General features: G+C 60.1%; 10 protein-coding genes. 6 read left to right on the top strand and 4 right to left on the bottom strand.

All coding sequences use genetic code 11. The annotated features are described in order from the left end of the window. Window positions 1-68: 68 nt before the first annotated feature. From QRN60_RS13990 to QRN60_RS13980, 3 genes are all read right to left on the bottom strand, one after another. Entirely contained in the window at window positions 69-719 is a 651-nt protein-coding gene (locus tag QRN60_RS13990; RefSeq protein WP_111834946.1) for a pyridoxamine 5'-phosphate oxidase family protein, read from the bottom strand. Between the two features lie 232 nt (window positions 720-951). Then, a complete protein-coding gene (locus tag QRN60_RS13985; RefSeq protein ID WP_003505432.1) occupies window positions 952-2,535 on the bottom strand; it encodes a DHA2 family efflux MFS transporter permease subunit in 1,584 nt (527 codons plus the stop codon). Between the two features lie 34 nt (window positions 2,536-2,569). After that, on the bottom strand, window positions 2,570-3,784 hold the full coding sequence (locus QRN60_RS13980) for an HlyD family secretion protein (RefSeq protein ID WP_111792703.1): 1,215 nt from the start codon (window positions 3,782-3,784) through the stop codon (window positions 2,570-2,572). A 160-nt stretch (window positions 3,785-3,944) separates the two neighbouring features. Between QRN60_RS13980 and QRN60_RS13975 the strand changes: the two genes are divergently transcribed. From QRN60_RS13975 to QRN60_RS13950, 6 genes are all read left to right on the top strand, one after another. Continuing rightward, a complete protein-coding gene (locus QRN60_RS13975) occupies window positions 3,945-4,625 on the top strand; it encodes a TetR/AcrR family transcriptional regulator (RefSeq protein WP_111834945.1) in 681 nt (226 codons plus the stop codon). Window positions 4,626-4,807: 182 nt separating this feature from the next. After that, entirely contained in the window at window positions 4,808-5,569 is a 762-nt protein-coding gene (locus QRN60_RS13970) for a TerC family protein (protein ID WP_020812092.1), read from the top strand. A gap of 286 nt (window positions 5,570-5,855) precedes the next feature. Next, window positions 5,856-7,628, top strand: a complete 1,773-nt coding sequence (locus QRN60_RS13965) for an SLC13 family permease (protein WP_020812091.1) — start codon at window positions 5,856-5,858, stop codon at window positions 7,626-7,628. A gap of 245 nt (window positions 7,629-7,873) precedes the next feature. Continuing rightward, on the top strand, window positions 7,874-9,331 hold the full coding sequence (gene gltX / locus QRN60_RS13960) for a glutamate--tRNA ligase (protein ID WP_111834949.1): 1,458 nt from the start codon (window positions 7,874-7,876) through the stop codon (window positions 9,329-9,331). 224 nt (window positions 9,332-9,555) lie between these two features. Beyond that, a complete protein-coding gene (lysS, locus tag QRN60_RS13955; RefSeq protein WP_129565212.1) occupies window positions 9,556-11,055 on the top strand; it encodes a lysine--tRNA ligase in 1,500 nt (499 codons plus the stop codon). A gap of 428 nt (window positions 11,056-11,483) precedes the next feature. Beyond that, the gene (locus tag QRN60_RS13950; protein ID WP_411955849.1) at window positions 11,484-13,187 is read left to right on the top strand and encodes a patatin-like phospholipase family protein; all 1,704 of its coding nucleotides are present in this window, start codon (window positions 11,484-11,486) and stop codon (window positions 13,185-13,187) included. Window positions 13,188-13,240: 53 nt separating this feature from the next. Here the strand turns inward: QRN60_RS13950 and QRN60_RS13945 are convergent, their stop codons facing one another. Beyond that, on the bottom strand, window positions 13,241-14,152 hold the full coding sequence (locus QRN60_RS13945) for a hypothetical protein (RefSeq protein ID WP_162691908.1): 912 nt from the start codon (window positions 14,150-14,152) through the stop codon (window positions 13,241-13,243). Window positions 14,153-14,241: the final 89 nt, after the last annotated feature.

The raw sequence follows: 14,241 nt of genomic DNA, 5'->3' as shown, positions 1-14,241 counted from the left end.
AAAAATGATGTACGTACCTCACAATTCATCAAATGGCTGCGGAATATCAAGAGCGGCATGCGCTGCGGCTAATAAAGGGTCCGCCGGTAGTCCTGCTCCAGCTGCTCGTCCATCTTCTGCATCTCATCCCCGTTCGTCGGCGCACCTGTCGTCTCATCAAGAATGATCTTGATAAGCGAGGGCATTTCCGACCGGACCTGGAAATGTGCCGGATCCCACAGGCGGGAGCGCCTGAACGCCTTGGCGCAATGCATGAAAACCTCGTCCACCTTTACGACGATGGCGAGTTTTGGAGTGCGTTCCGCAATGCTCATGAGCTTCAGGAGTTCAGGGTCATTGCTCAGTGTCGCGCGCCCGTTCACCCGCAGGGTGTCGTCGAAACCGGGCACGATGAACAACAGCCCGATAACAGGATTGGCGATGATGTTGCTGAGGGTATCAAGGCGATTATTACCCGGCCGGTCAGGGATCGCCAGGGTGCGGCCGTCGAGAACCTTTACAAAGCCCGCCGGATCGCCCCGGGGGCTGACATCGGCCTTTCCTTCGAGATTCTGGGTGCCGATGCAGAGAAACGGCGAACGCCTTATGAATTCCTGCGCATGTTCGCCGAGGCTGTCCTGACACTTCTGTACCGCCAAGGCATGTGTCGGCTCGAACAGCCCGCGAAGCGACTGCTCATCCGTGATTGCAAAGTCTGGATTGAGTTCCAAGGCCGTCATGATCTCCCCCTCTGAACTGCCCCCGCCCAAGCGGCCGAAATCCGGGTCAGCCGTCCTCCCGGCCCCGTTTTCGCTCCCTCTCAAGCATATTTGAGGTACGTACCTCAATAATTGATATACATGGCTTGCCCGCTGCGATCAACAGGCGGAATCGGGATTTTCGGCAGGAGATAAAAAAGGGGCCGTCATTTCCGACGGCCCCAGCTCTGCGGTGGATGGGAGGGGATTGTTATCAGTGCGCCGCGTCTGGCGGCGGCGCTGCCTTGGGTTTCTGGATCAGCACGGTCATGAAGATCAGGCTGGAGAACAAAATCGTCAGTGCGAAGAACACATCGGCAAAGGCCAAGATCCAGGCCTGCTGCGAAACCATGCCGACCATTTTCTTGACGGCGACGGAGGCGCCATCAAGACCGTAGGAATCATAGTTGGCGCCGACATTGTTCAGCCATTCCAGCGCCTGCGGGTTGGAATAGCTGATATGTTCGGCCAGCCGCACATAATGGTCGTCGGTGCGCTGCGACAGCATGGTGTTGATAACGGCAAGACCGACAGCGCCGCCGAGGTTACGGGTTAGGTTGAACAGGCCCGACGCGTTGCGGATACGGGCCGGCGGCAAGGTGCCGAGCGCGATGTTGTTGATCGGCACCATGCACATCATCAGGCCGAAACCGCGCAGGATCTGCGGGATCAGCAGCTCGTAAAAGTCCCAGTCGGTCGTCACATGCGTCATGATCCAGGTGCCGCAGCCGAAGCTGATGAAGCCGATCGCCATCATCGCTCGCGGATCGAGCTTGGTCGAAACCTTGCCGGCAATCGGCGCGGTGAAGAACATCGCAAGACCCGACACGAACATGGTCTCGCCGATCATCAGCGCATCGTAACCCCTCACCCGGCCAAGATAGAGCGGGTAGAGATAGGTCAGGCCGTAAAGCCCGATGCCCATGACGAAGGAGAAAAGCGAGCCGATGGAGAAGTTGCGATCCGCAAAGGCGCGGATGTCAACCACGGGGAATTCCACCTTGAAGGCACGCCAGAAGAAGACCACCGCGCCGATGACCATGGCCACCGATCCAAGGACGATATGCTCGTCGTTGAACCAGTCCTTGTTGTTGCCCTCTTCCAGCACATATTCCAGCGAGCCGAGGAAGACCGCCATGGAGATCAGCCCCCACCAGTCGAACTTCTTCCAGAGCGAGTGCTCCGGCTTGTCGAAATCAATGAGGCTCCAGGTGAGGATGGTGACGATGATGCCGGGAATGATGTTGACGAGGAACAGCCAGTGCCAGGAAAAGGCATTGGAGAGATAACCGCCGACCGTCGGGCCAATGGTGGGTGCAAGCGTCGCGACCAGACCGATGATCGGCGAGACGACCGAACGCTTGGACGGCGGGAAGATCGTGAAGGCGGCCGCGAAGACGGACGGGATCATGCCGCCGCCGATAAAGCCCTGGATCGCGCGATAGACGATCATCTGGTCGATATTGGTGGCGGTGGCGCACAGAGCGCTCGAAATCGTGAAGCCCGCAGCACAGGTGGCGAAGAGCACACGCGTGGAGAGAATGCGCGCCAGCGTGCCCGAAAGCGGGATCATGATCACTTCGGCGATCAGATAGGAAGTCTGCACCCAGGCGATCTCGTCCGAGCCGGCGCCGAGGCCGGCCTGGATCTCCGCCAGCGAGGCGGAGACGATCTGAATGTCGAGAATGGACATGAACATGCCGAAGACCATCGCGAAGAACGCGATGAGCCTGCGCCTGTCCATCGGGGGATCGGCGGGGATGGACGCCCCGCCCGTTCCGACAACCGTAGCCGCCATGATCTTGCCCTCAACGGTGCGTCAAAGACGCGCCTTACTTGGCTTCCGGGTTGACTTGCGCCGTTCTGGTGGTTTCCGGCGCCGTGCGGGTATCGACATCAACAACGACGCTGAGGCCGGCGCGAAGATTGTGCTTTTCAAGGTCTTCCTTGGAGAAGACGATACGAACAGGCACACGCTGGATGACCTTGGTGAAATTACCCGTCGCATTTTCCGGCGGCAGCATGGAGAAGACCGAGCCCGAACCGGGCGAGATCGACTGCACTGTGCCTTCGATCGTCGCGTCGTCAAAGGCGTCGACATGCACGCGCACCTTCGAACCGGGCACGACGCGGGCAAGCTGCGTTTCCTTAAAATTGGCGTCGATATAAAGCTCGTTCATCGGCACCAACGAAGCCAGACGCTTGCCGACCGACACCAGATCACCGTTCTGCACACCGAGATTGCCGATGACGCCGTCATAAGGCGCCTTCAGAACCGTGAAGGCCAGATCGCGGGCAGCCTTGTCCTTGGAAAGCTGCAGCGAGCGGATGGTGCTTTCAGCTTCCTCGCGCTGGGCGCGCAGAAGCTCGACATTGGCCTTGGCCGACGCAATCGCCGCCTCGCCCGCCACGACATTCGCCCTGGCCTGATCGAGCGCTACCTGGGCGCTGTCGGAAGCGGCAACCGTGCCGACATCCTTCGCCTGCAGCTCGCTGGCGCGCTTCTGGGTGATTTCCGCGCCGCGAAGGGCGGCATCCAGCGCACCCTTCTGGGCAACGGCCTGTTCCTGCGCGGCTTCGCCGCCGATGATCTGCGCGTCGATACGCTTCAGCGACAGTTCCTCGGTGCGGATCTGGGCTTCGGCCTGTTCCAGAGCGATGCGATAATCGCCATCATCAAGCGTCACCAGCGGGTCACCCGCCTTGACTTCCTGGTTCTCGACCACGTTCACCTTGGCGACGTAACCCGAAACCTTCGGCGCTATGACGGCGATATCACCTTCGATATAGGCGTCATCCGTCGACACCATGAAACGGCCATCGACCCACCAGTTGTAACCATACCAGCCGGCGCCGGCGAGAATGGCAAGGGCGAAGACCGGCAGAAGCGGCGAACGCTTCTTGGCCTTCGGCGCTGCAACGGTCTGGGACGGCTGCTGCGGCGCGGCCTCGGCCGGCTTTGCGGGAGAGGTCTCGGCCTTGGCAGAGATATCCGCCTCTTCCGCATCGTTGACGGCGCGAACCGCGCTATTCTTCTGGGCCGACATGAGAATGTACCGTGATAAATTGAAGAAAGTTTTTCGAACTGAACCGTTCGGTTCGATTGACATAATCTCTTTCCTGACACATATCAAGTGTCATCGAACCGATTGGTTCGACGTTCGGTTAATTTTTTTTACGTCATTACGATGCTAAGAGGCGGCAGTGATGGCAGGTGAAGACAGGGATATGGAGACGGAAACGGGCTGTCCGGGCAATACCGCTGGGCGTTTTGCGGCGGGCGAAGACCCGGCCAAACGCGACCAGATTCTGGCCGGCGCCTGGCGCGTGTTCAAGCGCAAGGGCTTCGATGCGGCCAGCATGAACGACATCACCCGGGAAGCGGGCGTTTCCAAGGGCACGATCTATGTCTACTTCTCCAACAAGGAAGATTTGTTCGTTGCGCTCGTCGACCATCACCGCAACGAATTCGCTACCTCCATGCGCCATATTCTTGAGGGCACCGAGGAGGTACGCGAGGGGCTGGAACAGTTCGGCAAGGCTTTTGCCAACAAGATGATCTGTTCCGACATGATCCCCGCCATGCGCTCGGTGATCGGTGTCATCGATCGTATGCCGAAGCTGGCGCAGCGTTTTTTCCTCTCTGCGCCGAACAATGTGCGCACGGTGCTCCTGGATTTCATCGAACATCAGGTCAAGATCGGCCATCTGAAGGTGGATGACCCCGAGTTGGCCGCCCGGCAATATATCGAGCTTTCCACCGGCACCTTCTTCAAACTGCGCCTGTTCGGGGAACTCGAAGGTCCAGTTCCCGAAGAGGAACTGGACCGGATAATCGGCAGCGCCGTCAATGTGTTTATGGCGGCTTACGGAACCGACAAGGCCTGAAATCATTCAGCAACGGGCGACCGGACCGGCAACGGGACAGTGCCCGATGCGCGGTTTGCGCGAAATTTCGATGAAATCTTGCCCATCACAGGGGCGGTCTCCTTGTTTCTCGCGTATTGCGCTATAAATTCCACCCACCGAATGTTTCGGGTGACCTTGTTGCTGAAAGGAAAAATTCCCTGATGGAGTCCGTTCTCCCTCTTCTGTCCGACCCCGCCGCCTGGGTGGCGCTCGTCACCCTGATCGTCATGGAGGTCGTGCTTGGTATCGACAACCTGATCTTCATCTCGATCCTCACCAACAAGCTGCCGCCTGAACAGCGCGAAAAAGCCCGCAAGATCGGCATCGGTCTTGCGCTCGTCATGCGGCTTGGCCTGCTCGGCACCGTCGCGTGGATCGTGCAGCTCACCACGCCGGTCTTCGAGCTCTTCGGCCACGCCTTCTCATGGAAGGACATGATCCTCATCGCCGGCGGTCTTTTCCTGATGTGGAAGGCCACCAAGGAAATCCACCACAATGTCGACCCGGAAGACCACAAGGAAGACATGGTCGGCGGCCCTGTAGGCATGAATTTCGGCGCCGCCATCGGCCAGATCCTGCTGCTCGACCTCGTCTTCTCGGTGGACAGCATCATCACCGCCGTTGGCATGACGCCGCATCTGCCGATCATGATCGTCGCTGTCATCGTCGCCGTCACCGTCATGCTTTTGGCCGCAACGCCGCTTGCCAACTTCATCGAGCGCAACCCCACCATCGTCATGCTGGCCCTCGCCTTCCTGATGATGATCGGCACGACGCTGATTGCCGAAGGCATGGGCTTCCACGTTCCCAAGGGCTACGTTTATGCCGCCATGGCGTTTTCGGCGCTGGTGGAACTGCTCAACATGCTGGCCCGCAACGCGCGGCGTCGAAAGAAGGCGGAGGCCGCCGGCGACGTGCATTGATGTTGCCGTGACGTTTCCCTGATTTTCCGAGGCCCGTTTGCAGACGGGTCTCGGATTGAGGAAGGACCGCTCCTCATACTCCACGTCATCCTCGGCTCAAGGCCGAGGATGACGAAAGCTTTAGGCCGATAGGCGGCCATCCAAAGCCTTATGCGCGAAGCAGGCTTCCACCAATCGGACTCTTTATTTCCGTCCGGAACCTCAAAGCCGCGGCTTGCGTTTCAATGCATCCTCGCCTTACGCCCGGCGACGGCGCGTTTTTCTCCTTCGAAAGCAAACAGGCAGCATGACAACCGACCAGATCCTCGCCTTCACCGTGATCGCCGGCATGATGGTCGCGTTCATCTGGGACAGGTTACGTTACGATGTCGTCGCCTGCAGCGCATTGCTGGTGGCGGTGGCGGTGGGGGTTGTGCCTTTCGAGAAGGCTTTCTCCGGTTTTTCGGATGACATCGTCATCATCGTCGGCAGCGCGCTGATCGTCAGTTCGGCCGTGGCGCGCTCCGGCATCGTCGATATGACGATCAAGAAATATTTTCCCGAAATGCACTCCAAGAGCCTGCAGCTTGCCTTCCTGATGATCGTCGTCGCCGTCATGTCGGCCTTCATCAAGAATATCGGCGCGCTCGCCATCATGATGCCGGTCGCTTTCCAGTTTGCCCGCAAATCCGGCAGCCCCGTTTCCTATTATCTGATGCCCATGGCCTTTGCCGCACTTCTGGGCGGGCTGATGACGCAGATCGGCACCTCGCCCAACATCGTCGTCTCGCGGCTGCGCGAGGAGATGACCGGGCAGAGCTTTTCGATGTTCGACTTCACCCCCGTCGGCGCGGGACTGACAGTCATCGGCATCATCTTCCTGACTTTCGGTTATCGCCTTCTGCCGGTGCGCAACCGCCAGCAGGCATCGGTGGAGGATATTCTCGACCAGTCGGCCTATACCGCCGAAGCGACGCTGCCCGCCGACAGCACCTATGCGGACAAGCCGCTGCGCGAATTGCTCAAACAGGCCGATGGCGACGTCATCGCCAGCACCATCCTGCGCGGGCCGAGACGCATCTCCCCCTTCCCCGATGTGAAGCTCAAGGCCGGGGACACCGTGCTTCTCGAAGGCAGCCCCGAAGGGCTTGACCGCATCGTCTCGCAAGCAAAGCTGCTGCTGTCAGGCAAGCCGCTGATGGAGAACGGCCAGAAGACCGTCGATCTCATTTCCATGGAAGCGGTCATCAGCAATGAATCGGTGCTGAGCGGCATTTCGGCGCGCGAGCTTTCGCTCTCCTATACGCGCGGCGTCAATCTGATCGCCGTCAACCGCCGCGGCCAGCGCGTCAGCCAGCGGCTCTCCGAGCTGACTTTGCAGGCGGGGGACGTCATTCTCTTGCAGGGCAGCCGCAAGAACCTGCCGCAGGTCCTGCAGGAATTTTCGCTCTTGCCACTGGCGCAGCGGGAAATCCTGCTTGGAGTGCAGCGCCGCGCGCTGCTACCCGTCATCGTGCTCGCCGCCGCCATGATCGCCGCCGGCAGCGGACTGGTGCCGGTCTCGGTCGCATTCTTCGCCGCCGCCTTCCTGATGATCCTCGTCGGCGCGATCCCGCTCACAGAGGTCTATAAATCCATCGACGGGCCGATCCTCGTCATGCTCGCCGCCCTCATTCCCGTCAGCGACAGTCTGCGCACCAGCGGGGCGAGCGAACTGATCGCCGCCTGGCTCGGCCATGCCGCACAGGGATTGCCGCCCTTTGCGGCGCTCGGCATGATCCTGCTCACCGCCATGGCGGTCACGCCCTTTCTCAACAATGCCGCAACCGTGCTGGTCATGGCCCCCATCGCCGCCGGTTTCGCCACTACACTCGGCTTCAGGCCGGAAGCCTTCCTGATGGCGGTGGCGATCGGCGCGGGCTGCGATTTTCTCACCCCCATCGGCCACCAGTGCAACACGCTGGTGATGGGCCCCGGCGGTTACCGCTTCAGCGACTACCCGCGCCTCGGCCTGCCGCTGTCGATCATGATCGTCATCGCCAGCATTCCGATGCTGCTTTACGTCTGGCCGGTTTCCTGAAACTTTTCGAGGAAAAGCGCGGCATCCTTGCATCGCAGCAATGCGTTGAGGCAAGACGGTAAATATCCTTATTTCCTTGACGCCTGCGGCATAATATGGCCTAAGCCGATGCCGAACGGGAATGTGCAAAAGCGCGCGTGACACGCGCCTTTCCGCATGATTTCCTGCCGCATTCAAACGAAAACTCCGTGATATAAGGGCGACTTCGCCCCCATGTCACTGCCACGTCACGACGAGTGAATTTCATGACCACTTCCGGCGTTCGCGTCCGTATTGCACCTTCCCCCACCGGCGAGCCCCATGTCGGCACCGCCTATATCGCGCTGTTCAACTATCTCTTCGCCAAGAAACACGGTGGCGAGTTCATCCTGCGCATCGAGGATACCGACGCCACCCGCTCAACGCTGGAATATGAGCAGAAGGTGCTCGAGGCGCTGCGCTGGACCGGCCTCACCTGGTCGGAAGGGCCGGATGTCGGCGGCCCCTATGGTCCCTATCGCCAGTCCGAGCGCAAAGCCATGTACTGGCCCCATGCCGAAGAGCTGCTCAAAAAGGGCCATGCCTTCCGCTGTTTCTGCACGCCCGAGCGGCTTGAGCAGATGCGCGAGGCGCAGCGCGCGGCCGGCAAGCCGCCGAAATATGACGGCCTTTGCCTCCACCTGAAGGCCGAGGAAGTGACCGCCCGCGTCGCCGCCGGCGAAGCCAACGTCGTGCGCATGAAGATCCCGACCGAAGGTTCGTGCGATTTCCATGACGGCGTTTACGGCGATGTCTCGATTCCGTGGGACTCGGTTGACATGCAGGTACTGGTCAAGGCCGACGGCATGCCGACCTATCATATGGCGAACGTCATCGACGACCATCTGATGAAGATCACCCATGTGGCGCGCGGCGAGGAGTGGTTGGCTTCCGTGCCCAAGCACATTCTGCTTTATCGTTATTTCGGCTGGGAGCAGCCGGTGTTCATGCATCTTTCGCTGATGCGCAACGCCGACAAGTCCAAGCTTTCAAAGCGCAAGAACCCGACCTCGATCTCCTATTACTCCGCTCTCGGTTACCTGCCGGAAGCGCTGATGAACTTCCTCGGCCTGTTCTTCATCCAGATCGCCGAAGGCGAAGAGCTGCTGACCATGGAAGAGCTGGCGGCGAAGTTCGACCCGGAAGCGCTTTCCAAGGCCGGCGCCATCTTCGATATCCAGAAGCTGGACTGGCTGAACGGCCGCTGGCTGCGCGAAAAGCTTTCGCCGGAAGAGTTCATCTCCCGCACGCTGGAATGGGCGATGGAGAATGCACGCCTGACCGAAGGCCTGAAGCTTGCGCAGAGCCGCATTTCCAAGCTCGGCGAATTGCCCAACCTTGCAGGCTTCCTGTTGGCAAGCGATGCCGGCCTGACGCCGGCCTCCTTTGCGGGCCTGAAGAGCAAGCCGGAGGAAATCCACGAAATCCTCACCACCGTTGCCGTTGATCTGGAAAAAATGCCGGACTGGAATGTAGAAGCGATCGAGGCCGAACTGCGCGATGTCGCCGAACGCACCGGCAAGAAGCTGCGCGTCGTGACGCCGCCGCTTTTTGTCGCCATGTCCGGTTCTTCGCGTTCGCTGCCGCTGTTTGACAGTATGGCGCTGCTCGGCCGCTCCGTGGTGCGCCAGCGGCTGAAGGCGGCGATTGCCGTTGTGGCCACGATGGTTGGCAGCGGAACGTAAGACAAAGCGGCGAGGCTTTTGATTGTCGGCCCCGCTCATCAACGGTCGTCATCCTCGGGTTTGACCCGAGGATCCACGCCGGTTTCGATGAGCTCCGACAGGACGACGTACCGCCTGGAGAATGGATCCTCGGGTCAAGCCCGAGGATGACGGATGTGGAAAGTGTGGGCGCATTTGGCGACCGCAGCAGCAAACAGAACAATGTGCCCATAAAGGCGAATACGATGAACGACAAGACAACCGAAACCACCGCCCTTTCCTCCGACGCGACAGAAGTGCGCCGCCAGAAACTTGCGCTGCTGCGCGAGCAGATCGGCGACGTTTACCCGGCGCATTTCCACCGCACGCTGACCAATGCGGAGCTGGCGGAAAAATATGCCGATATCGACGCCGACGTCGAAACCGGCGACACGGTGACGGTGGCGGGCCGCGTTTATTCCTCGCGCAATTCCGGCATGTTCATGGACATCCATGATGCCTCGGGCAAGGTGCAGATCTTCAGCCACAAGGATACGACGCCGGAAACGGCGCGCAATCTTCTGCCGATGATCGACATCGGCGACATCATCGGCGTGACCGGTAAGGTGCGTCGCACCAAGCGCGGCGAGCTGACGATCAACGCCGAAGAAATCACCATGCTGACCAAGTCGCTGCTGCCGATGCCGGAGAAGTGGCATGGCGTCTCGGACATCGAGCTGCGGTACCGCAAGCGCCATCTCGATATTCTCGCCAACGAAGAATCCAAGCTGCGCTTCCTGCAGCGCTCGAAGATCCTGTCGGGCATCCGCCGTTTCATGGAAGCCGAAGGCTTCCTCGAAGTGGAAACGCCGATGCTGCAGACCGTCTATGGCGGCGCGACGGCCGATCCGTTCAAGACCTTCCACAACACGCTGAAGATGGACATGTATCTGCGCATCGCGCCGGAACTGTTCCTGAAGCGCACGCTGGTATCGGGCCTCTCCGACAAGGTCTTCGAAATCAACCGCAACTTCCGCAACGAAGGCGTTTCCACAAGGCACAATCCTGAATTCACCATGATGGAGTGCTATTGGGCCTATGCCGACTACGAAGACATCATGGGTCTCGTGGAGCGGCTGTTCGAGACGCTGGCGATTGCCCTGCACGGCACGACCGAGGTTGAATTCCAGGGCCAGACGATTTCCTTCAAGGGTCCGTTCAAGCGCGTGCCTATGCCTGACGCGGTAAAGGAAGCGACCGGTATCGACTTCCTCGCCATCAAGACCGATGAAGAAGCCCGCACTGCTGCCAAGGCCGCCGGTTTTGCCGTCGAGAAGGACTGGACCTGGGGCGAATGCCTTGCCTTCATCTTCGAAGAGAAGGTGGAAGGCACGCTGATCCAGCCGAGCCACGTCACGCATTTCCCGAAGGACATTTCGCCCTTTGCCAAGGAAGTACCGGGCGAACCGCGCCTCGTCGAGCGTTTCGAAAGCTATTGCAACGCCTGGGAAGTGGGCAACGCCTTCTCCGAACTCAACGATCCGGAAGAACAGCGCCGCCGCATGGTGGAGCAGCTGGAGCAGGCCCATGCCCGCGGCGAAAAGGACAAGCAGCTCGACGACGAATTCCTCGACGCCATCGACCAGGGCATGCCGCCCGCCGGCGGCCTCGGCATCGGCGTCGACCGTCTGATCATGCTTCTGACCAACGCGCCCTCGATCCGCGACGTCATCCTCTTCCCGGCCCGCCGCAACAAGGCGGACTGATCGGACGAAACCCGGGGGCGGCCTCGCGGCCGCCTGCCGCTCCCCGATTGTCTCGCTGGTGGCGAAGGGGACGTATTTTTTCAGCGTCATCCTCGGGCCTGTGCCGAGGACCTAATCACGTCCAATAAAGTCAATCCGTTGCAGATCCTCGGGACAGGCCCGAGGATGACGCCGGAGTGTGTGGCGAGATTTCGCTCCGTTTGCCTGTCGGTTTTCCTCTCCATACATAGACACGGCAAGTAACTATCCGGCCATCTGTGAGCGGATCGAATAAATTCATATAACTTTTAGTAGAATATACTGGCGACATCGCCTCAACTTGTGATACCCATTCCGCATCATTCGCATTGTGTTTGACGGCTTTCGATCAAGGGCCGCCGGGGGAGATACGCATGCCCGAGAATGAGCTTCCCAGATACCAGCCCGATATGTTCGCAACACCTGAAAAGGAATGCGACGTGGTGATGAAGGGCGGCATCACCTCCGGTGTCGTTTATCCCTATGCGGTTCTGGAACTGGCGCGCCGATACCGTTTCCGCTCGATTGGCGGCACATCGGCCGGGGCGATTGCCGCCGCTTTCGCGGCTGCGGCGGAATATTCCCGCACAGTCAGGAAAGATCCTGACGGGTTCACCCGCCTGCAGGCCCATTGCGACACGATACCCACTATTCTGGACAGGCTTTTCCAGCCGGAGCGCCGTTTTCGCCCCCTGATGCGTTATCTGCTGTGGGCGCAGGCCGGTGGCTGGCCGGGCAAGGTTTTGGGCTTGCCCATGGCTTTTCCGCTGGCAGCCATAGCAGGCATTGTCATCGGCGCCGGCATCTTGTGGGCTCTGGGTGGCGGTTGCGCCGGGTCCATTCTCGGCGGGCTGGTGGGCATGCTGGCCGGCATCCTTGGCCAGATGCTGTGGCTGGTTTTTCACCGGTTGCCGAAGGACGGCTTCGGCTTCTGTTCAGGACTGACGGTTTCCGATCGGGAGGTTCCGGGCCTGACGGAATGGCTGCATGCCTCGATCCAGGACATCGCTTTCGGCAGCGACGCCGCAACGGCGCCGCCGCTGACCTTCGGCGATCTCATTGGTGCGGAGCCGGAGAAGCCGGTCATAAACCTGAAGATGGTCACGACGAACCTGTCGATGCGGCGGCCGCACACGCTTCCGACCACGAATCTCATGGTGGCTTACGACCCGAAGGAATGGAGCCAGTTGTTTCCCGCTGGCGTGATGGACTGGCTGAAGCAGATCGCGACACCGGGCGGCCCCTTTCCTGAACTCAAGGCTTTTCCGGAGCCCGCCCAGCTGCCCGTCATCATCGCAACACGCATGAGCCTGAGTTTCCCGGTCCTGTTCAAGGCCATTCCGGCCTATACCAATGATCGCGGCACACTGGATATCGTGCGACGTATCAGCGGCGACGCACGGCCTGTCATGAAGGCGAAAATCTGGTTCTCCGATGGCGGCATCAGCAGCAACTTTCCCATTCATCTTTTCGACGCCCTGCTTCCGTCACGTCCGACCTTCGCCCTCAGCCTTGATGAATTGCCGAAATCCATCGCCGGCAGCATGAAGCGCGTCACTATCCCGCAGGCGGCCGGCGAAGGGATAGGCGTGCCCGTTCACAAGATGGAAAAAATGAGCGGCTTCCTGGGCAGCATCCTCAGTTCGGCGAAAGACTGGCAGGACCAATCCCTTGCCACCATGCCCGGCCAAAGGGAGCGCATCGCCCGCGTTTTCCTCAATGAGGAGGAAGGCGGGCTAAACCTCACCATGCCGCCGGAACGCTCGGCAAAACTGATGAGCTACGGCCTCGAGGTCGGATCGCTTTTTGCAAATGGCGCGCTGGATTTCGACGAGCATCGCTGGCGACGGACGCTTGTTGCCTATGATCGGCTGGAAGACGCGGTGTTTGCGACTGAGCGTCTGTGGAGCGAAGGCAAATATGAAGAATGGCTGACGGGTTACATTGACGAGATCAAAAGCTACGAAGCCGTGACAAAGGGTGAGCGGGAAAAGCTGATCGCCCGAATTGCCGCCTTTGCCGCCCTGTCGCAGAGTTTCTCTCCGGCAATCGTCAACAAGCGCAAGAAATTTCCAAATCCGGCTGGCCGTCTGCGGATCGGACCCGATATCTGACGCGACCGGGGCAAGGTCGCCGGAAGGTTTCTCCGAGAACCGCCCTCGCCCGCTTAGTGGCTTGCGGCCTTTTTCTCCGCACCCGGTTCTTCCGCGGGCGCATTTTCGGTCGCCGGCTTCTCTTCCGCCGCCTGTGCGGTCGTCGAGCCTTTTCCGAAGATCAGCGATTTCAGGTAGGACAGGCTGAAGATGCTGCCGCCATCGGCTTCCGGTGTCGAGGTCAGAAGTTCATCGGCGGTGGGTTCGCCATGCGCTTCGGGAGACGGGGTTTCGCCATGGGCTTCCGCACCGGCGCCGCCTTCCTTGGTTTCCGCCGGCGCGCCGCCGTGGCCGCCTGCGCCATCATCCTTGGTTTCGCCGTGGCCCGTCGCGCTCTTTGCGGGTTTTGCGTCGTGGCCTTCAGAGCCGGCATCCAGAGCCGGGGTCGCACAATCTGCTGAATCGCTGAGGCTTGCCGCCAGCGCTTCGGTATCTTCCAGCGGCAAATCGATGCGCAGCCCGTAAAATTGCCCGGCGCCGTTTGCCACGCCATCGTAATAAAAAGCCGAATAACGCCGCGCCTCCGCACCCTCAGGGATTTTGGCGAGGTCCGGAATGAAAACCACCTGTGCGGCAATGGCGCGGCCGCGCATTTCCGAGCGCAGCTGCGGACCGTTCTTGTCGAGCACGGAGACCTGAACCAGATCGGGTTTCTGCTTGTCGTAAACCGCCTGGGCGACGCGCAGTGCGGTCTTCAGCCGCTCTGTGCCATCACCGCCCTGGGTACGAATGAATTTACGGACCCATAAAGAACCGTTCTTGCGAATGTTGACTGTCTGGACCGCGTCGCAGGAGAGCCCGTTGGTGGAAGCGTAGGATGGACCAAGCAGCCGATCGCTGCCGATGAATACGGCAGCAGAACCGGTCGCACCCGCCAAAAGCAGGATCCCGCCTCCAATCATAACGAGCTTGCGCGAAAACCGCATTCGTCCGAATACAGCTTTCACCCGCAACATCCTGACATCAAGTACCCCGTCTTACGCCCTCATCCCAAAACGTGGCTCGATGGATGAGG

This window comes from Agrobacterium sp. CFBP2214, from assembly GCF_030209895.1.
In the GTDB taxonomy this organism is placed as follows: domain Bacteria; phylum Pseudomonadota; class Alphaproteobacteria; order Rhizobiales; family Rhizobiaceae; genus Agrobacterium; species Agrobacterium radiobacter.
The sequence above is the reverse complement of the archived record's forward strand: the minus strand, read 5'-3'. Positions and strand labels throughout refer to the sequence as shown.

Coding starts and splice junctions, on each gene's coding strand:
- QRN60_RS13970 (WP_020812092.1), top strand. CDS start 4,808: ATGGAGTCCGTTCTCCCTCTTCTGTCCGACCCCGCCGCCTGGGTGGCG.
- QRN60_RS13945 (WP_162691908.1), bottom strand. CDS start 14,152: ATGCGGTTTTCGCGCAAGCTCGTTATGATTGGAGGCGGGATCCTGCTT.
- QRN60_RS13985 (WP_003505432.1), bottom strand. CDS start 2,535: ATGGCGGCTACGGTTGTCGGAACGGGCGGGGCGTCCATCCCCGCCGAT.
- QRN60_RS13965 (WP_020812091.1), top strand. CDS start 5,856: ATGACAACCGACCAGATCCTCGCCTTCACCGTGATCGCCGGCATGATG.
- QRN60_RS13990 (WP_111834946.1), bottom strand. CDS start 719: ATGACGGCCTTGGAACTCAATCCAGACTTTGCAATCACGGATGAGCAG.
- QRN60_RS13975 (WP_111834945.1), top strand. CDS start 3,945: ATGGCAGGTGAAGACAGGGATATGGAGACGGAAACGGGCTGTCCGGGC.
- lysS (WP_129565212.1), top strand. CDS start 9,556: ATGAACGACAAGACAACCGAAACCACCGCCCTTTCCTCCGACGCGACA.
- QRN60_RS13950 (WP_411955849.1), top strand. CDS start 11,484: ATGTTCGCAACACCTGAAAAGGAATGCGACGTGGTGATGAAGGGCGGC.
- gltX (WP_111834949.1), top strand. CDS start 7,874: ATGACCACTTCCGGCGTTCGCGTCCGTATTGCACCTTCCCCCACCGGC.
- QRN60_RS13980 (WP_111792703.1), bottom strand. CDS start 3,784: ATGTCGGCCCAGAAGAATAGCGCGGTTCGCGCCGTCAACGATGCGGAA.